General features: G+C 61.8%; 16 protein-coding genes. 4 read left to right on the top strand and 12 right to left on the bottom strand.

Annotated features, from left to right (window positions below; all coding sequences use genetic code 11):
• Positions 1–16: 16 nt before the first annotated feature.
• Positions 17–649, top strand: a complete 633-nt coding sequence (locus tag SOR61_RS08270) for a single-stranded DNA-binding protein (protein WP_320612191.1) — start codon at positions 17–19, stop codon at positions 647–649.
• Between the two features lie 467 nt (positions 650–1,116).
• Positions 1,117–2,259, top strand: a complete 1,143-nt coding sequence (locus SOR61_RS08265; RefSeq protein WP_320612190.1) for an acyl-CoA dehydrogenase family protein — start codon at positions 1,117–1,119, stop codon at positions 2,257–2,259.
• A gap of 118 nt (positions 2,260–2,377) precedes the next feature.
• Here the strand turns inward: SOR61_RS08265 and SOR61_RS08260 are convergent, their stop codons facing one another.
• The 3 genes from SOR61_RS08260 to SOR61_RS08250 all read right to left on the bottom strand — a co-directional run bounded on the left by SOR61_RS08260 (position 2,378) and on the right by SOR61_RS08250 (position 4,313).
• Positions 2,378–2,923, bottom strand: a complete 546-nt coding sequence (locus SOR61_RS08260) for a TIGR01440 family protein (protein WP_320612189.1) — start codon at positions 2,921–2,923, stop codon at positions 2,378–2,380.
• A gap of 161 nt (positions 2,924–3,084) precedes the next feature.
• Positions 3,085–3,552, bottom strand: a complete 468-nt coding sequence (locus SOR61_RS08255) for a threonine/serine exporter family protein (protein WP_320612188.1) — start codon at positions 3,550–3,552, stop codon at positions 3,085–3,087.
• On the bottom strand, positions 3,549–4,313 hold the full coding sequence (locus SOR61_RS08250) for a threonine/serine exporter family protein (RefSeq protein WP_320612187.1): 765 nt from the start codon (positions 4,311–4,313) through the stop codon (positions 3,549–3,551). Before SOR61_RS08250 ends, SOR61_RS08255 begins: the two co-directional genes overlap by 4 nt.
• A gap of 241 nt (positions 4,314–4,554) precedes the next feature.
• Here SOR61_RS08250 and SOR61_RS08245 point away from each other — a divergent pair, with 241 nt between their 5' ends.
• Positions 4,555–5,343 carry a DUF975 family protein gene (locus SOR61_RS08245; protein WP_320612186.1) on the top strand — a complete coding sequence of 263 codons (789 nt, stop codon included), beginning with the start codon at positions 4,555–4,557 and terminating at the stop codon, positions 5,341–5,343.
• A 37-nt stretch (positions 5,344–5,380) separates the two neighbouring features.
• Positions 5,381–6,262, top strand: a complete 882-nt coding sequence (locus SOR61_RS08240) for a hypothetical protein (protein WP_320612185.1) — start codon at positions 5,381–5,383, stop codon at positions 6,260–6,262.
• Positions 6,263–6,340: 78 nt separating this feature from the next.
• Here SOR61_RS08240 and rpoD read toward each other — a convergent pair whose 3' ends face one another.
• The 9 genes from rpoD to SOR61_RS08195 all read right to left on the bottom strand — a co-directional run bounded on the left by rpoD (position 6,341) and on the right by SOR61_RS08195 (position 20,488).
• A complete protein-coding gene (gene rpoD / locus SOR61_RS08235) occupies positions 6,341–7,600 on the bottom strand; it encodes an RNA polymerase sigma factor RpoD (protein WP_407066527.1) in 1,260 nt (419 codons plus the stop codon).
• Between the two features lie 57 nt (positions 7,601–7,657).
• Entirely contained in the window at positions 7,658–9,403 is a 1,746-nt protein-coding gene (gene dnaG / locus SOR61_RS08230) for a DNA primase (RefSeq protein WP_320612183.1), read from the bottom strand.
• Positions 9,404–9,418: 15 nt separating this feature from the next.
• Positions 9,419–10,423, bottom strand: coding sequence for a deoxyguanosinetriphosphate triphosphohydrolase (locus SOR61_RS08225; protein ID WP_320612182.1), 1,005 nt, complete (start codon positions 10,421–10,423; stop codon positions 9,419–9,421).
• 210 nt (positions 10,424–10,633) lie between these two features.
• Positions 10,634–11,269 (bottom strand): YigZ family protein, encoded by a 636-nt coding sequence (locus tag SOR61_RS08220; protein WP_320612181.1) that lies wholly within the window; start codon positions 11,267–11,269, stop codon positions 10,634–10,636.
• Positions 11,270–11,291: 22 nt separating this feature from the next.
• Entirely contained in the window at positions 11,292–12,599 is a 1,308-nt protein-coding gene (gene hflX / locus SOR61_RS08215; protein WP_320612180.1) for a GTPase HflX, read from the bottom strand.
• A 34-nt stretch (positions 12,600–12,633) separates the two neighbouring features.
• Positions 12,634–13,137, bottom strand: coding sequence for a flavin reductase family protein (locus SOR61_RS08210; RefSeq protein ID WP_320612179.1), 504 nt, complete (start codon positions 13,135–13,137; stop codon positions 12,634–12,636).
• Between the two features lie 133 nt (positions 13,138–13,270).
• Positions 13,271–13,474 carry a 50S ribosomal protein L31 gene (rpmE, locus tag SOR61_RS08205; protein WP_320612178.1) on the bottom strand — a complete coding sequence of 68 codons (204 nt, stop codon included), beginning with the start codon at positions 13,472–13,474 and terminating at the stop codon, positions 13,271–13,273.
• A 98-nt stretch (positions 13,475–13,572) separates the two neighbouring features.
• Positions 13,573–17,181: a helicase-exonuclease AddAB subunit AddA gene (addA, locus tag SOR61_RS08200; RefSeq protein ID WP_320612177.1), complete on the bottom strand. Its 3,609-nt coding sequence runs from the start codon at positions 17,179–17,181 to the stop codon at positions 13,573–13,575.
• Complete coding sequence (locus SOR61_RS08195; protein ID WP_320612176.1) at positions 17,159–20,488, bottom strand: PD-(D/E)XK nuclease family protein; 3,330 nt, start codon at positions 20,486–20,488, stop codon at positions 17,159–17,161. Before SOR61_RS08195 ends, addA begins: the two co-directional genes overlap by 23 nt.
• Positions 20,489–20,499 lie beyond the last annotated feature (11 nt).

Raw genomic sequence — 20,499 nt, 5'->3', positions numbered from 1 at the left:
TGGAGGCGGTCTGACTATGGAACAAAAGGAAAACCGGGTGGTTCTGCGGGGAACCGTCGCCGGAGAAGCGCTCTTTTCCCATCGGGTACACAACATCGACTTTTACCGTTTCCCTCTGGCAGTCCCCCGCCTGTCCGGACGGGAGGACCTGCTGAACATCCTCTCTCCCCTCACCCCCGAGGAATCCTTCCTCCCTCAGAAAGGGGACTTTGTAGAGGTTGTCGGAGAGGTCCGCTCCTTCAACAACCGCAGCGGCGTGGGAAACCGGCTGGTGATCACCGTGCTGGCCCGCCGGCTCTCCCCCGGTCTGGGAGAACCCTGCAACCAGGTCTTTCTGCGGGGCGCCCTCTGCAAGCCCCCCATTCTCCGCCGCACCCCTTTGGGGCGGGATATCTGCGACCTGCTCCTGGCGGTCAACCGCCGCTACCGGCGGGCTGACTATCTCCCCTGCATCGCCTGGGGGGCCCTGGTCCTCCGGTGCGGGCGGATGGAGACTGGCACCCCGCTCCGGGTAGACGGAAGGCTCCAGAGCCGCACCTACCTCAAAACCATCGGGGAGGACACCCAGGAGCGCACCGCATTTGAGATCTCCATCTCCAGCCTGGCGTCCCTGGACCCTGGCACCCCCGAAGCAGCAGCCCTTTTCTGACCCTGCGCGCCCGCCTGGCTCTCCCGCCCGGCGGGTGTTTTCCGTGTTCACCGCCATTGTTTACAATTCCGAAATCAAATTCACAATTTATCCATATCATTCCTATACTTTGGTCACAATTCTCCTGTAGGATATCACCTGTAAGCAGCAGAGAACAAAATCACTTCTGACTCAACTTACACACTCTCTTTTCTCTCTCTTTTCTCTCTTTTTTTAAAAAAAAAGCAACGGCAGCGACATGGGAAATCGCTGCCGTTGCTTTTTTCACCCCTTATGTAAAATGAAAATGTCGCTTTTATACAAATTTCTCCCTTCTATCGTTGCTTTTTTTCATAGCCTGTGGTAAAGTGTACCTGTACAATTTGTCCTTGGCCGGAAACGGTTGTCACGCTTTTGTCATCCATGACGGCGCTTTCAGTCAAGCAGGCCAGTTGGTGCTCACCAATGTGAAAAAGGAGACAATGGATATGAATTTTGAACTTACCGAACAGCAACTTTCCATTCAGAAATTGGCACGGGAATTTACCGAGAAAAAAGTCGCCCCCGGCATCCTGGAGCGTGATGAGTCCCGCGTCTACGACTTGAACCTCTACAAGGAACTGTCTGAGATGGGCTTCATCGGTTTGCCCTACGCCAAGGAATACGGCGGCCAGGGCCTGGGCTACATGGAATATGCCATCGCCATTGAAGAGATCTCCAAGGTCGATCCTTCCCTGTCCGTTTCCTTCTCCGTTGCCACCTCTCTCTACGGCGGCAGCCTCTACTTCTCCAACGCCACCGACGAGCAGCTCAAGCGCTTCATGCCCCCCGTCATCCGCGACGGTCACCTGGGTTCCTTCGGCCTCACCGAGCCCAACGCCGGCTCCGACGTCAGCAACCTGAAGACCTTCGCAGAGCGCAAGGGTGATGAGTTCATCATCAACGGCAGCAAGTGCTTCATCACCAACGGCCCCCTCTCTGATTACTTCTGCGTCTACGCCCTCACCGACCACGAGGCCGGCCCCAAGAGCATGGCCACCTTCGTGGTGGAAAAAGACACCCCGGGCTTCACCATCGGCGCCCGGCACAACACCATGGGCATCCGCAGCGCCATGGTCAGCGAGCTCCACTTCCAGGACGTGCATGTTCCCGTTGACAACATGGTCACTCCTCCCGGCATGGGCTTCGCCGCCGCACTGAAGACCCTCGACGGCGGCCGGATCGGCATCGCCGCCCAGGCTCTGGGTATCGCAGAAGGCGCCTTTGAGATCGCCCGCAAGTACCTCATGGTCCGCGAGCAGTTCAAGAAGCCCCTTTACAAGAACCAGCACCTGGCCTTCCGTATGGTCGACCTGGCCAACGAGATCGAAATGGCCAAGTACATGGTCTATAAGGCAGCCTGCGACAAGGACAGCCACAAGCCCTTCTCCGCTTCCGCCGCCAAGGCCAAGCTCATCGCTGCTGAGACCGCAATGCACGTGGCCACCGACGCAGTCCAGATGCTGGGCGGCAATGGCTTCATGAAGGAGTATCACGTGGAGCGCCTCATGCGCGACGCCAAGATCACCCAGATCTACGAAGGCACCAGCGAAGTGCAGAAGATCGTCCTGTCCAAGGGCCTCTTCAAGTAATTCCCTTACTTACGTTCCCCTCCTGCGGTACTGCCGCAGGAGGGGTTTTCTTTTCCCCATAAAAAATCCCCCGCAGGGAGGAACTGTCTTCCTCCCCACGGGGGATCGTTCGCTTGCATTACTTTAAGGTCTCGTCATAGATGGCCCGCTCGCCGCCGATGTACTTGGGCCGCACCCGGGCAGCCAGCACAAGGGCTTCACCAATGTGGTTCTGCTCCAGACGGACCGGCACCGCAACGTGCTTCATGTGCATCCCGATGAGGGTGCCGCCAATGTCCAGCCCGGCGTCCGCCTTGATAAACTCCACGGCCACAGGGTCTTTAAACCCATGGTAAGCTGCGGTGGCAAAGGAACTGCCCGCCTTGGGCTGGGGGACTACGTTGCAGATCTCCGCAAAGGGGACCGCTTCCCGCTCTATGATAATGGCCCGGTTCAGGTGCTCGCAGCACTGCGCCGCCAGATAGATGCCCTTGGGCGCCAGCACCTCTTCCAGCCCTTCGTAGATGGCCTTGCCGATCTCAGGACTGGAATGGCTGCCTACCTTATGCCCGGCTACTTCGCTGGTGGAGCATCCTACCACAAGGATCTGCCCTTTCTTCAGTTTCGCCGTCTGACAGATCTCCTCTGCGGCAGCCTTTGCTTCCTTTCTGATTTGCTCCAACATACGTAACACCTCGATTTCTTTTGATACTTATATTATAATCTAAATTGACCTGTTTGCCATAGCCAAAAACCTATTTTTCTCACAGGCCAGTTTTTCTTTCCCTGAAAAAAGCCCCGCAGAGGGACCGTTCTCTCCTCTGCGGGGCCAGGGCATATGTTGTTTCAGGCCCGGGGCTTCTCCCCGGCCTTTTTCCGGCGCTCCCAGATGCCCATGATCAGGCGGACGATCTCGGAGGCGATCACGATCCCCCCCACAATGCCCACTGCCATGAGGGCGGTCTCCTTGCCTTTGAGGATGACCTGGGCCATATCTCCGTTCACGATCCCGCTCATGGTGTAGTACAGCGCACCGCCGGGGAGCAGCGGCACGATCCCCGGGATGAGAAACACGTTGGCCGGGGCCTTCCGAACCCGGGCCATGGTCTCTGACCAGAGGCAGATCCCCAGCGACGCCACCAGCGCACCCAGAAGGACGCTCTGGGTGGCGTAAAACACCAGCAGATACCACAGCCAGGACAGGGTCCCTCCCAGGGTAGCCAAAAACAGATGTTTCTTCTGCACGTGGAACACCAGGCCGAAGCCCAGAGCGCCCAGCCCTGCGCACAGGATCTGTAAGACCGCTTCTCTCACAGCACGCCACCTCCGATCATCAGCGACACAGCGTAGCCCACCGCAATGGCTCCCGCGCCCAGCACCGCCTCAATGGTGCGGTAGATCCCTGTCAGAATATCCGAATAGAAGAACTCACGCACCCCGTTCACCAGGGCCAGCCCGGGAATGAAGAGCATGATGTCACCGATCATCACCATGTCCAGGTGGGTCCCAAACCCGATCCCGGCGCACAGCCGGGCCAGGACCCCGGACAGGAAGCAGGCAACCAGGGTATAGATGATCCGATTCTGCTGGTGGAACCGCCGCACCTGCCCCATCAGATAGATGAGTCCGCCAAGGAAGGCGGCGGCCAGGCCGTCCAGAAGATTGCCGCCAAAAAAGACCGCAAAGGCGCCGGCCCCCAGGATATATCCCACCGCCTCTGACCAGGACCAGCGAAGGCCGGAGGCATCCAGGCAGACAGGCAGTTCCTCCACCGGGGGAGGGTCTTCGCAGATATGCCGGGCGGCGGCATTCAGCAGCTCCAGCCGCCCAAGGTTGGTTCCTGTTTTCTCGGGCAGGATCATGCAGGTGCTGGTGTAGTGGTACCCGTCCGGCATCCTCACCGTCACCACCGCCTGGGTGGCAATGCTGTGGGCATCCAACACTTCCAGGCCATAGGCCCGCAGGATACGCGCCATGGTGTTTTCCGCCCGCCAGGCCTCGGCTCCGCACTCGATCATCTGCCGCCCTATGTTCAGGGTGTACTCCACCAGAGCTTCCCATTCTTTTCGTGTCATGCCGCGCCTCCTTTCCGGCTGTCCGCGCTTGGTTTCCTTCCGCCGGGAACACATCCCGGAGAACTGCATCATAGTCCAAAGCCCCGAAAATTGCAAGCGGCAAAGCTGACAGAATCCATCCCTTCCGCTTCCCTTTTTTCATACAAACCATGGTACCACGCTTTCCTATTGACTTTTCTTGCAAATACGGTACAATAATTATACAAATTTTATAATTTTTCACGGGAAGGACGTGATCTTTATGTTTGATTCTTTCACTTTTAAAGCAAACGCCCGCACCATTTTCCGGAGGAACTATTGGCCCTTTGTGCTGGTCCTGCTGATCCCCGCCCTCGCCGCCTATACCGATTTCTACCCCAAGATCTACAACCTTTATGTGCAGGTATCCCAGTACGGAAGCTACAGCACCATCGTCACAGACCCCGCTTTCCTTGTCACCGAGGAGCCCATCTTTCTTGTCTCCGAGCCAAAGGGCCTCCTCTTTACCCTGCTGACCGCCTTCACCTTTGCGGGGGCCTTCCGCCTGCTGCTGAACCTGCTGGTGCTCAGCCCCTATGAGGTGGGCACCTGCCGCTTCCTCCTGGAAAACCAGTCGGCTCCTGTCCCCTTCTCCCGGGTGGGCTTCGGTTTCACCCGGAACTACGGCAACGTAGTGCTGGTGCAGTTCCTGCGTTCCCTCTATACTGTGCTCTGGAGTCTCCTCTTCATCATCCCGGGCATCGTCCGGTCTTACGGCTACTTCGCCGTGCCCTTCATCATGGCAGAAAACCCGGACATGGACCAGAAAGACGTTTTCCGCCTGAGTTTGGAGATGACCCGAGGCTTCAAAATGGACATCTTTGTAACCCATCTTTCCTTCATCGGCTGGTTCCTGCTGAGTATTCTCACCTTGGGGATTCTGGACATCTTCTACGTCTCCCCCTACTTCTATGCTACCAATGCGGAAATGTACCGCTATATTCGGGCCAACGCCCTGGAACAGGGCATCGCCACTCCGGATCAGCTGCCCGGGATCTATCCCGAAGGCTGACACAATCTCTGTAAACAGTAAAAAGGAGCATCGTTCTATGTCTCAGTTCTTTTCCTTCCGCCGGAAACGGTGGCTGCTTCCTTTGCTCTGCCTTCTGCTTGCCCTGCCCCTGGCGGCCTGCGGACAAAAGGAGGAAGAACCCACCCAGGAGATCACCAAGGAACAGGCCGTTCAGCCCGATGAAATCAAAACGCCTACCCCGGCCGAGCCTTTCCAGGCCTATCTGGATCTGAGCAACCTCCCCCCGGAAGACCTTGCCTCGGCTACCCAGACCCTGGACCAGAAGACCGAAGCCGGCGGCATCACCTGCCAGCTCCTCCAGGCCATCGGGGATGCCCGCACCCTCCACGTGGCCTTTACTCTGACCTATCCCGCAGACCAGGCAGGCGCCATCGACCCCACCTCCCTGACTGCCCTGCTGGTTTTGGGCGAAGTCAAAGACCCCACCACCGTCCAGGCCCCTGCCGGGATCTCCACCGTGCTCCAGGCTGCCCAGACCGACGAGACCACCATCTCCTGCACTGCCACCTTTACCTGCCAGGAGCCCCAGCTGGAGAAGGGCACCGTCCTCTCTCTGGTGGTAGAAGCACCCGCCGGGTCTGGCCTCTTCCACACCCTCACCTGGACGGCAGAAAACCAGGGGACCTTCCGGGAAGCCCCCCTCCTGGACAAAAGCGGCAAACAGGTGGGCGATGTGGTGCTCTCTCCCTTCGCCATGAACCTGACCTTCCAGGAACCCAGTGACCTCACCCCCCTGCTCACGGCCATCACCCTGAAGGATAAGGAAGGGAAGGCCATCGAAGCCTGGCAGTCCGCCCGGGCCGACAGCCAGCAGCATATCCTGGTCTTCTTCTCCCTGCCCCCGGCGGTGGAGCAGGTGGCCTCGGTCCAGGCAGGCGACTTCTCCGCCACCTTCTAACGTTGTTGTTTTCTCCTCCAATGGAAACACCCCGCAGCAGACCCGAAGGGTCGCTGCGGGGTGTTTGGCGTTTTCTGCTCAGTTCAGGAAATCCTTCAGCTTCTTGGAGCGGCTGGGGTGACGGAGCTTCCGCAGGGCCTTGGCCTCGATCTGACGGATTCTCTCACGGGTCACGTTAAACTCCTTGCCCACCTCTTCCAGGGTGCGGGTCCGGCCGTCCTCAATGCCGAAGCGCAGCTTGAGCACCTTTTCCTCTCTGGGGGTGAGGGTGCTCAGCACGTCCACCAGCTGCTCCTTCAGCAGGGTGAAGGAAGCAGCCTCGGAGGGCTCGGAGGCATCCTCGTCGGGGATGAAGTCTCCCAGATGGGAGTCCTCCTCCTCGCCGATGGGGGTCTCCAGGCTCACCGGCTCCTGGGCGATCTTCAGGATCTCCCGGACCTTGTCCACCGGCATGTTCATCTCCTCGGAGATCTCCTCGGGGGTGGGGTCATGGCCCAGCTCCTGGAGGAGCTGACGGGACACCCGGATCACCTTGTTGATGGTCTCCACCATGTGCACAGGGATGCGGATGGTTCTGGCCTGGTCCGCAATGGCCCGGGTGATGGCCTGACGGATCCACCAGGTGGCGTAGGTGGAGAACTTATAGCCCTTGGTGTAGTCAAACTTCTCTACGGCCTTGATAAGACCCAGGTTGCCCTCCTGGATGAGGTCCAGGAACAGCATCCCGCGGCCCACATACCGCTTGGCAATGGACACCACCAGACGCAGGTTGGCCTCCGCCAGGTTCTGCTTGGCCCGTTCCCCGGCCTTGATGAGAGATTCCATCTCTTTTCTGGCTTCCTTGGGCAGCTCAATGCCCTCGGCCTCCATCTCTGCCAGCTGGGCTTTGGCCTCCTGGCCGCTCACCATGGCCTGGGCCAGGGCCACCTCCTGCTCGCTGGTGAGCAGGTCCACCTTGCCGATCTCCTTCAGGTACATACGAACAGGATCGTCGATGCCAAAGGAGTCCACCAGGGTGTTGGGGTCCACCATCTCCTCCTCGGGGATCTCTTCGATCTCCTCGATGGGAGGCAGGGCGTCCACACTCAGCTCCGGCAGGTAGTCCTCCCCGGCTGTGTCGATGCCCAGATTCTCCAGCACATCGTAGATCTTGTCCATCTGCTCGGATTCCAGGTCGATCTCTTCCAGGGCCTCCATCAGCTCGGAAGAGGACAGACGCCCCTTCTTCTTGCCCTTGTCCAGCAGTTCCAGCAGCTTCTCCGCGCCGTTGAGCCCGGTCACGATCTTCAGGATCTCTGCCTTGCCCGCCTGGATCTGCTCCTCGGTCACGTGGAGCATCTTTTCTTTATCCCGCTTGTTATCGGGTGCTTTCTTCTCGCTCATGGTATCCATCTCCTATATGCTTTTCTTTTTTCGATAGGTTTCCCGTGCGGCCAAAAGCACCGCCTCGTCGGTATCCTGTTGTCGCTTCATGGTCTCCGTCTCAAGGACGGCCCGGTAGTCCGCCATGGCCTTCCGGCCATTTTCCAGGCTCTCCGGCTGCCGGAGGATCTCCGTGAGCAGGGCGATCTCCTCCCGCTCCAATTCTCCTTCCAGCATGCCCACCTGCACCGGCCTTCCCTCTTCCATTCGCCGGCGCAGCACCTGGTAGATCTTTCCCAGGTGGGGAGAGGAAAACTGGGCCGGGTCCAGCCCGGCCGTCTCCTGCACCAGGCTGCTGTCCAGCAGGAGCAGCCGGAGGATGCCCTCCTCTGCGCGGGCGGACCGGGGATTGTCATACCGCAGCTGCCGCTCCCGGGGCTGGATCTTGGCCACCGGGGTCAGGTCCCGCCGGGTCTGCTTCTTTTTTGCGGCCCGCAGACGCTGGTTGCGGTACCGCTGGACTTCCTGCAGCAGAGCGGTCTTGCCGATGCCGGTGAGCTCCGACACCCGGCCGGCATACACCTCCCGCTCCACGGGACTGTCCAGCCCAGCCAGCATTTCTGCCGCCTCCCGGCCAAACTCTGCTTTCTTCACCGGGTCCTCCAGATCATACTTGCTCTGGAGCTGCCCCAGATTGTACTCGATGTAATTCTCCGACTGATCCAGCAGCCGGGCAAAGGCCTCGCGGCCATATTTCTTAATGAACTCGTCCGGGTCCTTGGCGCCGCTGACCCGCAGCACCCGCACCTTAAGCCCGGTTTTCTCCAGCATGGGGATGGCGCGATTGGCCGCCTGGACCCCGGCAGTATCTGCGTCGTAGCAGATCACCACCTCCTTGGTAAACCGGGAGAGGAGCTTGGCGTGGTCGCCGGTCAGGGCCGTGCCCAGACTGGCCACTGCGCAGTCAAACCCCGCCTGATACAGGGAGATGGTATCCATGTACCCCTCGGTGAGGACGATCTTTCCCATTTTGGTGGTCTTGGCCAGGTTCAAGGCAAAGAGGTTTCGGCTCTTGTTGAACACCGGGGTATCCGGAGAATTCAGATACTTGGGGGTCCCGTCCCCCAGCACCCGGCCGCCGAAGCCGATCACATCCCCCCGCAGGTCGATGATGGGGAACATCACCCGGTTGCGGAACCGGTCATAAATGCCCCCCTTCTGGTTGCTGACCGCAAGACCCGCATCCAGCAGGTCCCGCTTCTGGAACCCCTTCTGGGTCATGGCGCGGATGAGCCCATCCCAGCTCTCCTGGGCATAGCCCAGGCCGAACCGGGTCATGATCCCCTTGGAGAGGCCCCGCCTTCGGAGGTATTCCAACCCCTGCTGGCCCTGCGGGGTGTGGAGCTGGGCGTAGAAGTACCGGGCGGCCTCCTTGTTCAGCTGGAGCAGACGGGCGCGCCGCCGCCGGCTGTCCTCGTCCATGTCCCGCTCGGGAAACTCCATCCCCGCCCGCTTGGCCAGCAGACGGACTGCGTCCACATAGGGCAGGTTCTCCATCTCCATCACAAAGGAGATGACACCGCCCCCCTTTCCGCAGCCGAAGCAGTGGTAGAGCTGACGGTCCTGCAGCACGTGGAAGGACGCGGTCTTTTCCCCGTGGAAGGGGCACAGCCCCCAGTAGCTTCCCCCTTTGGGGGTGAGGGTTACATAGTCCGACACCACGTCCACAATATCGCTGCGGGCCACCAGTTCATCCAAAAAGGCCGATGGGATCGCCATGGTTCCTCCTTCCCCTTACTTGACCGACCAGGCCAGCGGGATGAAGGCCTCACAGTATTTTTCTACTGCGTATTTGTCGGTCATGCCTGCAATGTAGTCACACACCGCCCGGTCGATGCCCTCCCGGACTCGAATGTCCTGGTAGTCCGGGGGGAGCTTGTCCGGGTTTTTCTGATAATACTCAAACAGGCGGGCGATCATCTCCTGGGCCTTGGATTCCTCTCCCTTGGCCCGGGGATTCCGGTACACCGCCTCAAACATAAAGCTGCGCAGGTCGGCCATGGCCCGGCCGCAGGCGGGGGACTGGGCGATCTCCCCCTTGCCCTGGCTGGTGCGGATGATGTCCCCGGTAAGGGTATTGATCCGCCCGCCGTGGTCGAAGCCCAGCACCTGGGAGATGTTCAGGGGGATATCCAGAGGATAGATGATGCCGCCCCGCATGGCATCGTCAATGTCGTGGTTGATATAGGCGATCTTATCCGCCAGGCGGACGATCTGCCCTTCCAGGGTATCGGCCTTCTTGGGGCCGGTGTGGCAAAGGATGCCGTCCCGCACCTCCTGGCAGAGGTTCAGGCCGTCCCCGCCGTTCTCCAGCCGCTCCACCACCCGCAGGGACTGCTCATTGTGGCGGAAGCCTCCGGACAAAATCTCGTTCAGCACCCGCTCCCCTGCGTGGCCGAAGGGGGTGTGGCCCAGGTCGTGGCCCAGGGCAATGGCCTCGGCCAGGTCCTCGTTCAGGGAGAGGCCCCGGGCAATGGTCCGGGAGATCCGGGCCACCTCCAGGGTGTGGGTCATCCGGGTGCGGTAATGGTCTCCTTCCGGCTGGAGAAAGACCTGGGTCTTATGCATGAGCCGCCGGAAGCTCTTAGAGTGGACGATCCGGTCCACGTCCCGCTGATAGCAGGTCCGAATGTCGCAGGGCGTCATCTCCCGCTGGCGACCCTTGGACCGGGAGGCCAGGGCCGCATAGGGAGAGAGCATCGCCTCTTCCCATTCCTCCCGCTGTTCCCGCAAGGTCATGGGCCTTCCTCCTTTCCGTAAAAAACCATGGGGCTTGTCTTCTCTTCCCCTTTTCTCTGCTTTCGGCAGAAAGGGGTCATTCTTTTATACGAAAAGTCTCTCAAATCTCCTGCCTCCGGCAAAAAAATTTTTTACCCGGGCTGGAAAGAAGAAGTGCCGCAGATCGGTTCCCCTGCGGCACTCCACAAAACCCTGCCCGCCGGGCAGGATTCATTCCCAGCCAGCCGGAGCCGCCTGGAAACACTCGCCCAGCTTCTCCGCCTGGATCTTCCCTGCCGTGAGCTCGGTGACCCGGGCCTCGTAGGCAGCCCAATTTTCCACAGGCAGAAGGCTCAAGATCCGCACCTCTGCCTCATACACAATATCCGTAATGACCCCCTGGGCCCCCGTGACCTCCTGCTTCATCCGTTCCAGCAGCGGGTAGGGGCAGGTCAACGCACCCTGGGCCCACTGGCGCACCACGGAGATCCCCGCCTCCGTGAGGGCGTCCTTGGCCGAACGGGTATAGGCCCGGAGCAGGCCGCCGGTCCCCAGCAGGATGCCGCCAAAGTATCGGGTGACCACGCAGCATACGTTCTCCACCCCTTCCCGGCGAAAGACCTCCAGCATGGGCTGCCCGGCGGTCCCCTGCGGCTCCCCGTCGTCGGAGTAACGGGTGATATTCCCCTCCCGGAGAAGGTAACACCAGCAGTTGTGCCGGGCGTCGTAATACTTGGCCTTCATCTGGGCGATCTTCTCCCGGGCCTCGTCCTCGCTCTCCACCCGCCACACGTGGCCGATGAAGCGGGAACGCTTCTCGGTGAACTCGGTTTCGCTGTCCCTGGCGGGAACATAGTACTCTGCCATCCGTCCTTCTCCTTTCCGGGGCTCAGTCCTCCCAGAATTCTTTCGGGGGTGTCCAGCCGTCTACAATATAGTCCCGGATCTGGCCCACCGTCTTTTCGCTGCACACAGCCACCACCCGGATGGTCTCCTCATAGTCCACCGACTCCACCTTGGCGTCCCGGTACAGGGCGTCCAGAATGCCGCCCTTGTCGTAGGGCAGGGCCAGGGTCACCCGATAGAACCCGGTGTCCAGCCGCTTGCCGATGGCATCCAGCAGCTGGTCCAGCCCCTCTCCGGTCTTGGCCGAAATGGAGACGATATCCTCTCCATGGGGGCGGATATCCCCCACATAAATGTCCGACTTGTTGAACACGTCGATCCGGGGGGTGGCCTCCGCACCCAGCTGCCGGATGAGCTTCTCCACCACTTCTGCCTGCTCCCGCCACTCGGGGTTGGAGGCGTCGATCACGTGGAGAATAAGGTCGGCGTAAGCCAGCTCTTCCAAGGTAGCTTTAAAGGCCTCCACCAGATGGTGGGGCAGCTTGCGGATAAAGCCTACGGTGTCGGAGATGAGCACCGTGCAGGTATCGGAAATTTCCAGGGTCCGGGTGGTGGTGTCCAGGGTGTCGAACAGCCGGTTCCGGGCGGGGATCCCCGCCTGGGTCAGGGCGTTGAGCAGGGTGGATTTCCCTGCGTTGGTGTAGCCCACAATGGCCACCACCGGCACCTCGTTCTTTTCCCGACGGTCCCGCTGGACGCTGCGGATGCGCCGCACTTCCTCCAGGTCCTCTTTCAGCTTGGCGATCTTACGGCGGATATGCCGCCGGTCGGTCTCCAGCTGGGTCTCACCAGGGCCACGGGTACCGATGGGCGATTTGCCGCCGGAAGCCGTCTGGCGCACCAGGTGGCCCCACATACCGGTAAGCCGGGGCAGCAGGTACTGGTACTGGGCCAGCTCCACCTGGAGCCGGCCTTCCCGGGTCCGGGCCCGCTGGGCAAAGATGTCCAGAATGAGGCCTGCCCGGTCGATGACCTGTACCCCCATCTCCTCGGTGAGCACCCGCTGCTGGGAGGGGGACAGCTCGTTGTCAAACACCACCAGGTCCGCCCCCTGGGCCTGCACCAGGTCCCGGGCCTCCTCCACCTTACCCTCGCCGATAAAGGTCCGGGCTTCCGGGGTGTCCCGGTTTTGCAGGATCATACCCACGCACTCCCCGCCTGCCGTCTCCAGCAGGTCGGACAGTTCTTCCAACGAGGCGTCGCTGGCGTTATCTTCCCGGGATAAGCTGGCCGCATTCAGGCCCACCAGCACCGCCCGGTTTCTCTTCTCTTGGCTCTGACCTTCCGTCATACCGCCCCTCTTTCGTATCCCACTGTCAGGGGGGTCACCCCTTCTTTAACACTTTGGTGATCTCCCCCACGTACATCCGGTGGTAGTCCTGCCCCTGGTAGTGCTCCATGGCGATGGGGTCCATGTGAGAGGGCTCCAAGTCGTCCCAGTATACCTTCCGGCACACCAGCACCAGGGAAGCCTCCCCGATGTAGGGGGCCTGGTCTCCCTCTGCCGCCTCCACGGTAAAGCCGCAGGCGGCGAACTTATCCTCATCCCGACCGCTCACTGCCCCGCAATGGGCCAGGGCCTTGCGCCACTCCGGCCCAAAGAAGGACAGGGTGAACCAGTCATGGTTCTCCAAAAACTCAAAGGTGTAGCGCTGGGGACGGACATAGATGGTGGCCACGTTCTTGCGCCACAGCACCCCCAGCCCACCCCAGGCGGCGGTCATGGTGTTGCAATGGTCTTTGGTTCCGGCGGTGATCAGCGTCCACCGGTCATCCAGCAGGGAAAATACATTCTCCTGCAGCTGTTTTGCGTTCAATTCCTGAAACATATGGGCTTCCTCCTTCTGCCCGCTCCTCCGGGGAGCGCAGCGTCTGTGTTATCTTATGCCATTCCCTGCCCAAAGAACCGCAATAACGCAAAAACCCGTGCCGGATGCGGCACGGGTCTGAAGCCAGAATCGTTCAGTTTTCGAAACCGAATTTTTTGTTGAAGCGGCTGACGCGCCCGCCAGTATCCACCATCTTCTGCTTGCCGGTGAAGAAGGGGTGACACTTGGAACAAACTTCTACACGGATGTCTGCCTTGGTAGATCTTGTCTCGATCACGTTACCGCAAGCACATCTGATGGTAGTCTGTTCGTACTTGGGATGGATGCCTTCCTTCATGCGTGTTCACCTCTTTCTGAATATCAAAAAATTATCGCTTCTTACAAGCGCGTAATATATAATAGCACCTTTATTCAAAAAATGCAACTCTTTTTTGCTCAATTCTTTTCGTTTTTTTCCTGTTTTTTCAGCAAGTCTACTCCCCTGCCCGCATGGAGGAACCATAAAATCTCCCGCTGTACCGGTTTCCCGGTGAGCTCCTCCAGGGCCCAGGCGTAGATCTCCATCTGCCCCCGGTACTTCTCTGCCCGTTCCTCCGCGTAAGGGGCCGGGACCCGGTCGGTTTTGAAGTCCAGGAGGGTCAGCCCATCACTTTCCTCCCACCAGCAGTCGATCACCCCTTGCAGCAGGACGGTCTCCCCCTGGGTCCCCTGGGGGAAGAACCTCTCCGCCGGGGCCAGCAGGGAGAAGGGAAACTCCCGCCGCAGGCTCTCGCTCTCCCGCATCTTCCTGCCCAGTTCGCCGGAGAAGAAGTCCGCCAGCATGGCCGGAGAGACCGCCTGGGCTTCCTGTGGCGTTAAGTAACCCTCCCGGGTCAACCGGTCCAGAGCCTGAGCGACGGAAGGAGCAGAGGCTGTCTCCTCCATACGGATGCCCTGGATGGCGGTGTGGACCGCCGTGCCCCGCTGGGCGGGGGTAAGACCCAAACGCTCCTGGGCAAACCGGGGTCGGTGAAAGGGAGCGGGCCCCTCCTGGGTCTTGTCTCGCAGCAAAAAGACCCCCGCCTCTTCCTCGGCGCTTCCCTGAATCTGAGTAGCCGTCACCTTGGCCGGGGTGGCGGTGGCAGCGTCATGGGGATACCGCCAGCGCAGGGTTTCGATGAGCTGGTCCGGGTCGGCAGCCGCCGTCTCCTGAGAGGCAGACGTACTGACCGGGCCCGCTGCCTCCTGGGATACCGCCCCATGGTGGTAGGAGATGGCCCAGGCGGGGCCAAAGATTCCCTCTGCCACCGGGGGCAGACCGCCCCGCTGGGCGGCGTTCCGTAAGACAGCGCCCTCCGGCCGGGCCATAGCCGCCAGCAGGATCCACTGGCCTGCGCTGCTGCATCCTGCCAGCACCCGGGGATCAGCCGGGTAGGACACACTCTCCGCCAGGCCTTTCAGATCGGTCACCCCGTAGGAGAGGCTGTGGACCATCACCAGCTTTTCCTTGGCCCGGGTCATAGCTACGTACAGCAGCCGCATCTCCTCTGCCAGCATCTCCTTCTTCAGGGCCAGAGCCACCCCGGTGCGGGCCAGGGTAGAGAAGGAGACCATCCGCTCCGGGTCCAGCCCCTTGGGGCCCAGGCCCAGCTTGGGGTGGAAAAGCACCGGCTTTTGCAGGTCGTTGTAGTTAAACCGTCGACCCAAACCGCACAGGAACACCACCGGATACTCCAAGCCCTTGGACCGGTGGATACTGAGGATCTTCACCCCCGCCTGCTGGCTGGCCGGGGCGCTGCGGCCAGCCAGGCCGCCGCTCTCCCGCACCCGGTCCAGATGGAGGAGGAAACGGAAGAGGCCCTTGTGCCCCGTACCCTCGAACCGGCGGGCCACCTGGTACAGGGCCAGAAGGTTCTCCCGCCGCTTTTCCCCGTCGGGCATGAGGGAGAAAAGTTCCAAGAGATTGGTCTTTTGGTACAGGGCCCAGAGCAGGCCGTGGCTGCTCTGCTCCCCCGCCCCAAACCGCAGGGCAGACAGTTCCTCCAGGAAACGGCGGCTGTCCTCGTCCCCCTCCTCCGCAGCGGCGCAGAGGGCATCATAAAACGATCCCTCCCGGCCAGCCCGGATCTCTGCCAGGTGATCCCCGGTAAAGCCGCAGACCGGCGACCGGAGCACCGCCAGCAGGGGAATATCCTGCCGGGGATTGTCCAAAATTTGCAGCCAGGACAGGGCAACGGAAATTTCCGTGGTCTGGAAAAAGTCCGCTCCCTCCTCCGACCACCAGGTGACCCCCTCTTCCTCCAGAGCCAGGGCGTAAAAATGCCGCACCGGCCCGGGAGAGCGCAGCAGGATGGCCACGTCATCCGGCCGGATGGGCCGGGTGCCTCCAGCCCCATCGGAGACCGGGAACCCCTCCCGCAAAAGCCCTGCGATCTGCCGGGCCACAAACCGGGCCTCCAAAAAGTGTTTGCTCTGCTTTTCCTCCGTGAGGGCCGGGTCTTCGGAGAAGTCCAGCACATGGAGGGCGGTCTCATATCCGGTTCCCGGAGGGAAGGTCCCGCCGGGGTGCAGGGCTTCTTCCTGGGTGTAGTCCATCTCTCCCAGCTCCGGGGAGAGAATGGTGCGGAACAGATCGTTGGCCGCTTCCAGCACCTCCGGCCGGGAGCGGAAGTTCCTGGACATGGTGATCTTTCTCTCCTGTCCCTCTGATGCCTGGGTCCAGGGGAGGAACCGGCGGGCCTTTTCCAGGAAAATTGTGGGGTCAGCCAGGCGGAAGCGATAGATGGACTGCTTCACGTCCCCCACCATGAAGAGGTTTTCTCCGTTCCGGGAGAGGGCGCGGAAGATGGTATTCTGCACCTGGTTGGTATCCTGGTACTCGTCCACCATGATCTCCGTGTACTGCTCCCCCCACTGGCGAGCCAGCTGGGTGGGTTCCCCCTCCTCGTCCACCAGAAGGGCCACGGCAAAGTGCTCCAGGTCAGAGAAGTCCAGCAGCCCCCGCTCCTTTTTCTCACGGGCGTAGGCAGCAGAAAAGTCCTTCACCAGATCCACCAGCCCCCGCATGGCCGGGTAGACCAGGGCCATGTCCTCCAGCAGGCTGGCGCTGTCGCTGGCAAACTGGGCTTCCAGCTCCTCCGCTGCCTTCTTGCAGCGGGTGCGGATGCTCTTGATCTCCTCCTGGGCGTCCACCGCCTCTACCCCCCGGGCCCCTTTCAGCCGGGGGAAGGAAATTTTGGCCGCTGCGGCCTGGTCCCATCCTTCTCCGGCGGCCTGGACAAAGCCCCGCAGATCGCCTAAGGTGGCCCGCAGGCTTTCCCCATACGCTTTTTCCAGGCTGTCGTCCTCCTGGGCCAGGGCGCAGGCCCGCTCCATCTGGGCGACCCAATACGCAGCGGTGCGTTCCGCCTCTTCCAGCAGCAGAGCCCCCCAGGGGGTCTGCTCCGCCCGGGTCACCCCGGACAGATCAAAGGCCCGGGCCTGAGTCTCCAGCCACTGATCCGGATGGGGGGCGCTCTGAATCTTTCCGTACACGTCCAGGGCAATTTCGATAAGCTTGCTGTCATCCCGCCCCCCGGAGAGAATATCCAAAAGTTTGGCAAAGTCCCCTTCCGGGTCGATGGTCTCATACCGGGCGTCCAGCACCTGGTTCAGGGTGCGCAGCATGAGCACCTGGGCGTCCTCGTCCTCGCACAGGGTAAAGTCCGCCGGCAGGTACAGCAGGTGTCCCCACTGGCGCAGAAGGACCGTACAGAAGGAATGGATGGTGGAGATCTGGGTCTGGTACAGCAGGCCCGTCTGCCGCCGGAGATGGGCGTTGTCCGGCTGGGCCTCCAGGGCCTGAGCCAGCTCCCCGGCGATCCGGCTGCGCAGCTCTTCCGCTGCGGCCCGGGTGAAGGTGATGATGAGAAAGCGGTCGATCCGCTCCCCCTCGTGTTCGATCCGGTCCAGCAGCCGCTCCACCAGCACTCGGGTCTTACCCGACCCGGCCGCGGCGGACACCAGCAGGCCGCCGCCCCGGTTCTTTACCACCGCTTCCTGCTCAGGGGTTCTCTGCACCGCCATGGTCCTCTCCTCCTTCCTCCCGCTGGGCCAGCCAGGCCCAGAAGTCGCTGTTCTTCACCGACGGAATCCACCGCCGCTTGTCCCGGCCCTCCTCAAACTGGCAGGCCCGGAAATACTCACAGTACAGGCAGGCGTTCTTGGTGGGTCCCCGCCAGTAGGGGTCTGCGTCCAGGTTGCCGGCGGAGATCGCCCGGCAGATCTGGCCCAAGATCTCCTGGGTGTGGCGCTTGAGCCGCCCCAGCTTCTGGGCGCTCACCAGAGCGTCCCCGGTGATCTTCCCTGTGCGGCTGCTCACCCGCAGGGGCAGGAACCGCAGGCCGTTCTCCGGGTGCTCCATGGCCTCGGGCACCTCTCCTTCCTCCAGGATGAGGCCCTTGCGCACCAGCTCCTTGTCCATGAGCTTCTGCCGGGCGCTCTCATCCATGGCCCGGCTGCCCGCCACCATAGCGTCCCGGGCGGGCAGGTACAGTACCCCCGCCGGGCAGGGTTTCTGGTGGAAGAGCCGCTCGCCCTTGTCCTCTAAGGTGAAGAGGTAGAGAAGCATCTGGAGCCCCAGACCATTCCACACCTCGGTGAGGTCAAAGGACTTCCGGCCGGTCTTATAGTCCACCACCCGCAGGTACAGACGGCCGTCCTTTACCCAGCCGTCCACTCGGTCCACGAAGCCGGAGATCTTCAAGGTCACGCCAGCCTCCGTCACCTCCACAGGGGGCAGCTCCTTGCCGCTGCCAAAGCCCAGCTCAAAATAGACCGGCTGGAAGTCAGAGGCCCGCAGTTCTTCCGCCACGTTCTCCACCACTGACCATACGTTGCGCTGGAGGCGGCGGAACAGATAGCGGAACCGAGGGGTCTGGTGCTCCATGCCCCCCAGCTCCCGCAAGACATAGTCCTCCACTGCCTCCTGGGTCAGGTCTCGGAGGCGCTCCTGGGACACCGCCTGGATGCCCCCTTCCTCCCCCACCGACCGGAACACCCGTTCCAGCACGAAGTGGACGAAGGTGCCGTACTCCGGGGCGTGGAAGCCCGCCGGACGGCGGTCCTTGGCCCCCAGGCCATACCGCAGGAAGTAGGCAAAGTGGCAGGACTGATACTGGTCCATCCGGGAGGCGGACATGGCCACCTTTTCTCCATACAGACGGGCCACCGCCTGGGGGGAGAGCTTGCCCCGCTCCCAGGCCGCCGCCCGGTCCAGAGCCGCAAAGCAGGGGGCGCAGACCGGATCATCCTCCAGGGCTGCCCGGACCTTCTCCATGCCGTGGGCCATGGCCCGCAGCTGGTCCGGGGGAAGCAGGCCGGGCGTCTCTTCCTCTCCCTGGGGAAAGAGCTGGCGTAAGGTTTCTACCAGAAAAGAGGGCCGCTTCTCGCCGCCGCTCTCCCCGCCCCGGGGCCAGGTCACCACCAGCTTCTCCCGGGGCTGGGCGCAGATGGTATAGAGGATGGTGTTCTCCCGCCCCAGCTTTTCCTCCATCCGGGGGGAGAGCTCCATGCCGTATTCTTCTAACAGTTCTCGGTCTCGATCGGTGAGCAGGCCCTGGCCGGGGGTCACCTGGGGGATAGACCCATCGTCCGCCCCCAGCAGAAAGAGCACCCGGCAGGAGCGTCCCCCCAGCCGCTGGGCGTCCCCGGCGGTCACCCGGTCCAGAGAGGCAGGGATGGACCCTACGGTGTACTGGGACAACAGCAGCCGCAGCAGACGGGTGAAGGAAGCAAAGTCCGCCTCCATCTCCCCCAGCAGGGCCATGCACTGCTCCAGAGCCCCGCAGAAAATGTCCCACAGCTGGCTGTACTCCCGGGCCAGCTCCGGTTCCCCCTGCTCCAGCAGGCGGTCCGCCCGGGCCTCCAGGGCCTCCGGGGCGTGGATCTCCTCTAAGAAACCGTACAGAACCAGCACCTGCTCCCCCACAGTCCCTTTGGCCTTTTTTCGCAAAGTTTCCAGAGGGGCCATCACCTGAAGCCGCAGCTGGTTCAGGTCGTCCAGTTCTTCCTGGTCTCTGGGGGTAAAGGTCTGGTGGTAGCCTCCGGGGTGCATGGTCCAGCCCTTGGCGGAGGTCCACCGGCTGCCCCAGATGTCCCAGGTGAGCACATAGTTTTCCAGCCGGTCACACTGGTCCGGGGTGAGGCCCGTGAGGCCAGTCTTTAAGTAGCGGAACATATCCTCGTAGAGGTAGCCGCCATTCACCGCGTCCATGGCGGCGGTGATAAGGGTAAAGATGGGCTTTTGGAGGATGTCAGTCTTTTCCGACTGGAACACCGGGATCTGATACTGGGGGAAAATCCCCTGGATCTGCTCCCAGTACCGGTCCATCGACCGGGCGGAGACCGCAATGTCCCGGTAGCGGACCCGACCACACTGGACCAGACGGCGGATCTCCCCCGCCGTCCACTGGACTTCCTCCTGGGGGGTAGCGGCTCCATGGATCACCACGCTGCCATCCCACGCTCCCTCATAGGGAACCAGAGGACGGGCAAACAGATGGCCTTCCAAGTGATCCAGAGGCGGGGTCCGGCCGCCCTCCCGGGCTGGCAGGTGGGTCTCCTCCACGGGGCTTCCCACCTGGGCGGCCAGCCGCTTGAGCTTGGCGATGGTCCGGCCCGCCGGGGCAAAGACGGTCTCCTCGTCCTCGCCCCCATCCCAGGTAAGGGCCACAGTGACGGAATGGGCCTGCTTCATCATCTGCTCCAGCACCAGCCGCTGCTGGGGGGTGAAGTCAGTAAAACCGTCCAGATACACGTCTTTCCCCCGGAAAAAGGGAAAGCCCCGTAGCTTCTCCGCCAGACGGGTGAGCTTGTCCCGAGGGTCCAGACCGCTCCGGGCGGTCATGGCCTCATAGGCCCCGAAGATAAGGCCCAGGTCCCGGAGCTTGTCTCCGTCCAGCCCCTCGGTCTCCTCCCCCACCTGGCTCAGCTGGGCGGCGGTGACGCAGCCGCTTTTCAGCTCATCCAGGGTGGTGAGAAGGCTCCCCAGAAACTCCGGCTTCTGGGTGGGCATAGCGTACACGGTCAGGCGGCTGCTCACCGCCTGCACCGCCGCGTACATCATCAGCAGCCGCCCGCCCTGGTCCAGCACCGGTTCTCCCCGGCCCCTGGCCAGGGTGATGACCCGGTTTTCCAGACGGGCGAAGGAGAGCACCTCTCCGTACATCCCCGCCTGGTTCCCGTTCTCCCGGCAGAACCGCTGTTCGTTCTCAAAGGAGGCCTGCTCGGGGACCAGCAGCAGCTGGGGACGGCACGCCCCTTCCTCTCTCATCCGCCGGAACACCGCTGCGGACTTTCCGCAGCCTGCCCGGCCGGTTATGATGCGCAGCATGGCAAGCTCTC

The sequence above is a fragment of the Evtepia sp. genome (assembly GCF_034090835.1).
Lineage (GTDB): Bacteria > Bacillota > Clostridia > Oscillospirales > Oscillospiraceae > Evtepia.
Note: the sequence above shows the minus strand (reverse complement) of the source record. Positions and strands in the feature narration are given on the sequence as shown.

Excerpts from the sequence above, each read along its gene's own strand:
- SOR61_RS08270 (WP_320612191.1), top strand. The coding sequence starts at position 17 with ATGGAACAAAAGGAAAACCGGGTGGTTCTGCGGGGAACCGTCGCCGGA.
- SOR61_RS08265 (WP_320612190.1), top strand. The coding sequence starts at position 1,117 with ATGAATTTTGAACTTACCGAACAGCAACTTTCCATTCAGAAATTGGCA.
- SOR61_RS08260 (WP_320612189.1), bottom strand. The coding sequence starts at position 2,923 with ATGTTGGAGCAAATCAGAAAGGAAGCAAAGGCTGCCGCAGAGGAGATC.
- SOR61_RS08250 (WP_320612187.1), bottom strand. The coding sequence starts at position 4,313 with ATGACACGAAAAGAATGGGAAGCTCTGGTGGAGTACACCCTGAACATA.
- SOR61_RS08245 (WP_320612186.1), top strand. The coding sequence starts at position 4,555 with ATGTTTGATTCTTTCACTTTTAAAGCAAACGCCCGCACCATTTTCCGG.
- SOR61_RS08240 (WP_320612185.1), top strand. The coding sequence starts at position 5,381 with ATGTCTCAGTTCTTTTCCTTCCGCCGGAAACGGTGGCTGCTTCCTTTG.
- rpoD (WP_407066527.1), bottom strand. The coding sequence starts at position 7,600 with ATGCTCCACGTGACCGAGGAGCAGATCCAGGCGGGCAAGGCAGAGATC.
- dnaG (WP_320612183.1), bottom strand. The coding sequence starts at position 9,403 with ATGGCGATCCCATCGGCCTTTTTGGATGAACTGGTGGCCCGCAGCGAT.
- SOR61_RS08225 (WP_320612182.1), bottom strand. The coding sequence starts at position 10,423 with ATGACCTTGCGGGAACAGCGGGAGGAATGGGAAGAGGCGATGCTCTCT.
- SOR61_RS08220 (WP_320612181.1), bottom strand. The coding sequence starts at position 11,269 with ATGGCAGAGTACTATGTTCCCGCCAGGGACAGCGAAACCGAGTTCACC.
- hflX (WP_320612180.1), bottom strand. The coding sequence starts at position 12,599 with ATGACGGAAGGTCAGAGCCAAGAGAAGAGAAACCGGGCGGTGCTGGTG.
- SOR61_RS08210 (WP_320612179.1), bottom strand. The coding sequence starts at position 13,137 with ATGTTTCAGGAATTGAACGCAAAACAGCTGCAGGAGAATGTATTTTCC.
- rpmE (WP_320612178.1), bottom strand. The coding sequence starts at position 13,474 with ATGAAGGAAGGCATCCATCCCAAGTACGAACAGACTACCATCAGATGT.
- addA (WP_320612177.1), bottom strand. The coding sequence starts at position 17,181 with ATGGCGGTGCAGAGAACCCCTGAGCAGGAAGCGGTGGTAAAGAACCGG.
- SOR61_RS08195 (WP_320612176.1), bottom strand. The coding sequence starts at position 20,488 with ATGCTGCGCATCATAACCGGCCGGGCAGGCTGCGGAAAGTCCGCAGCG.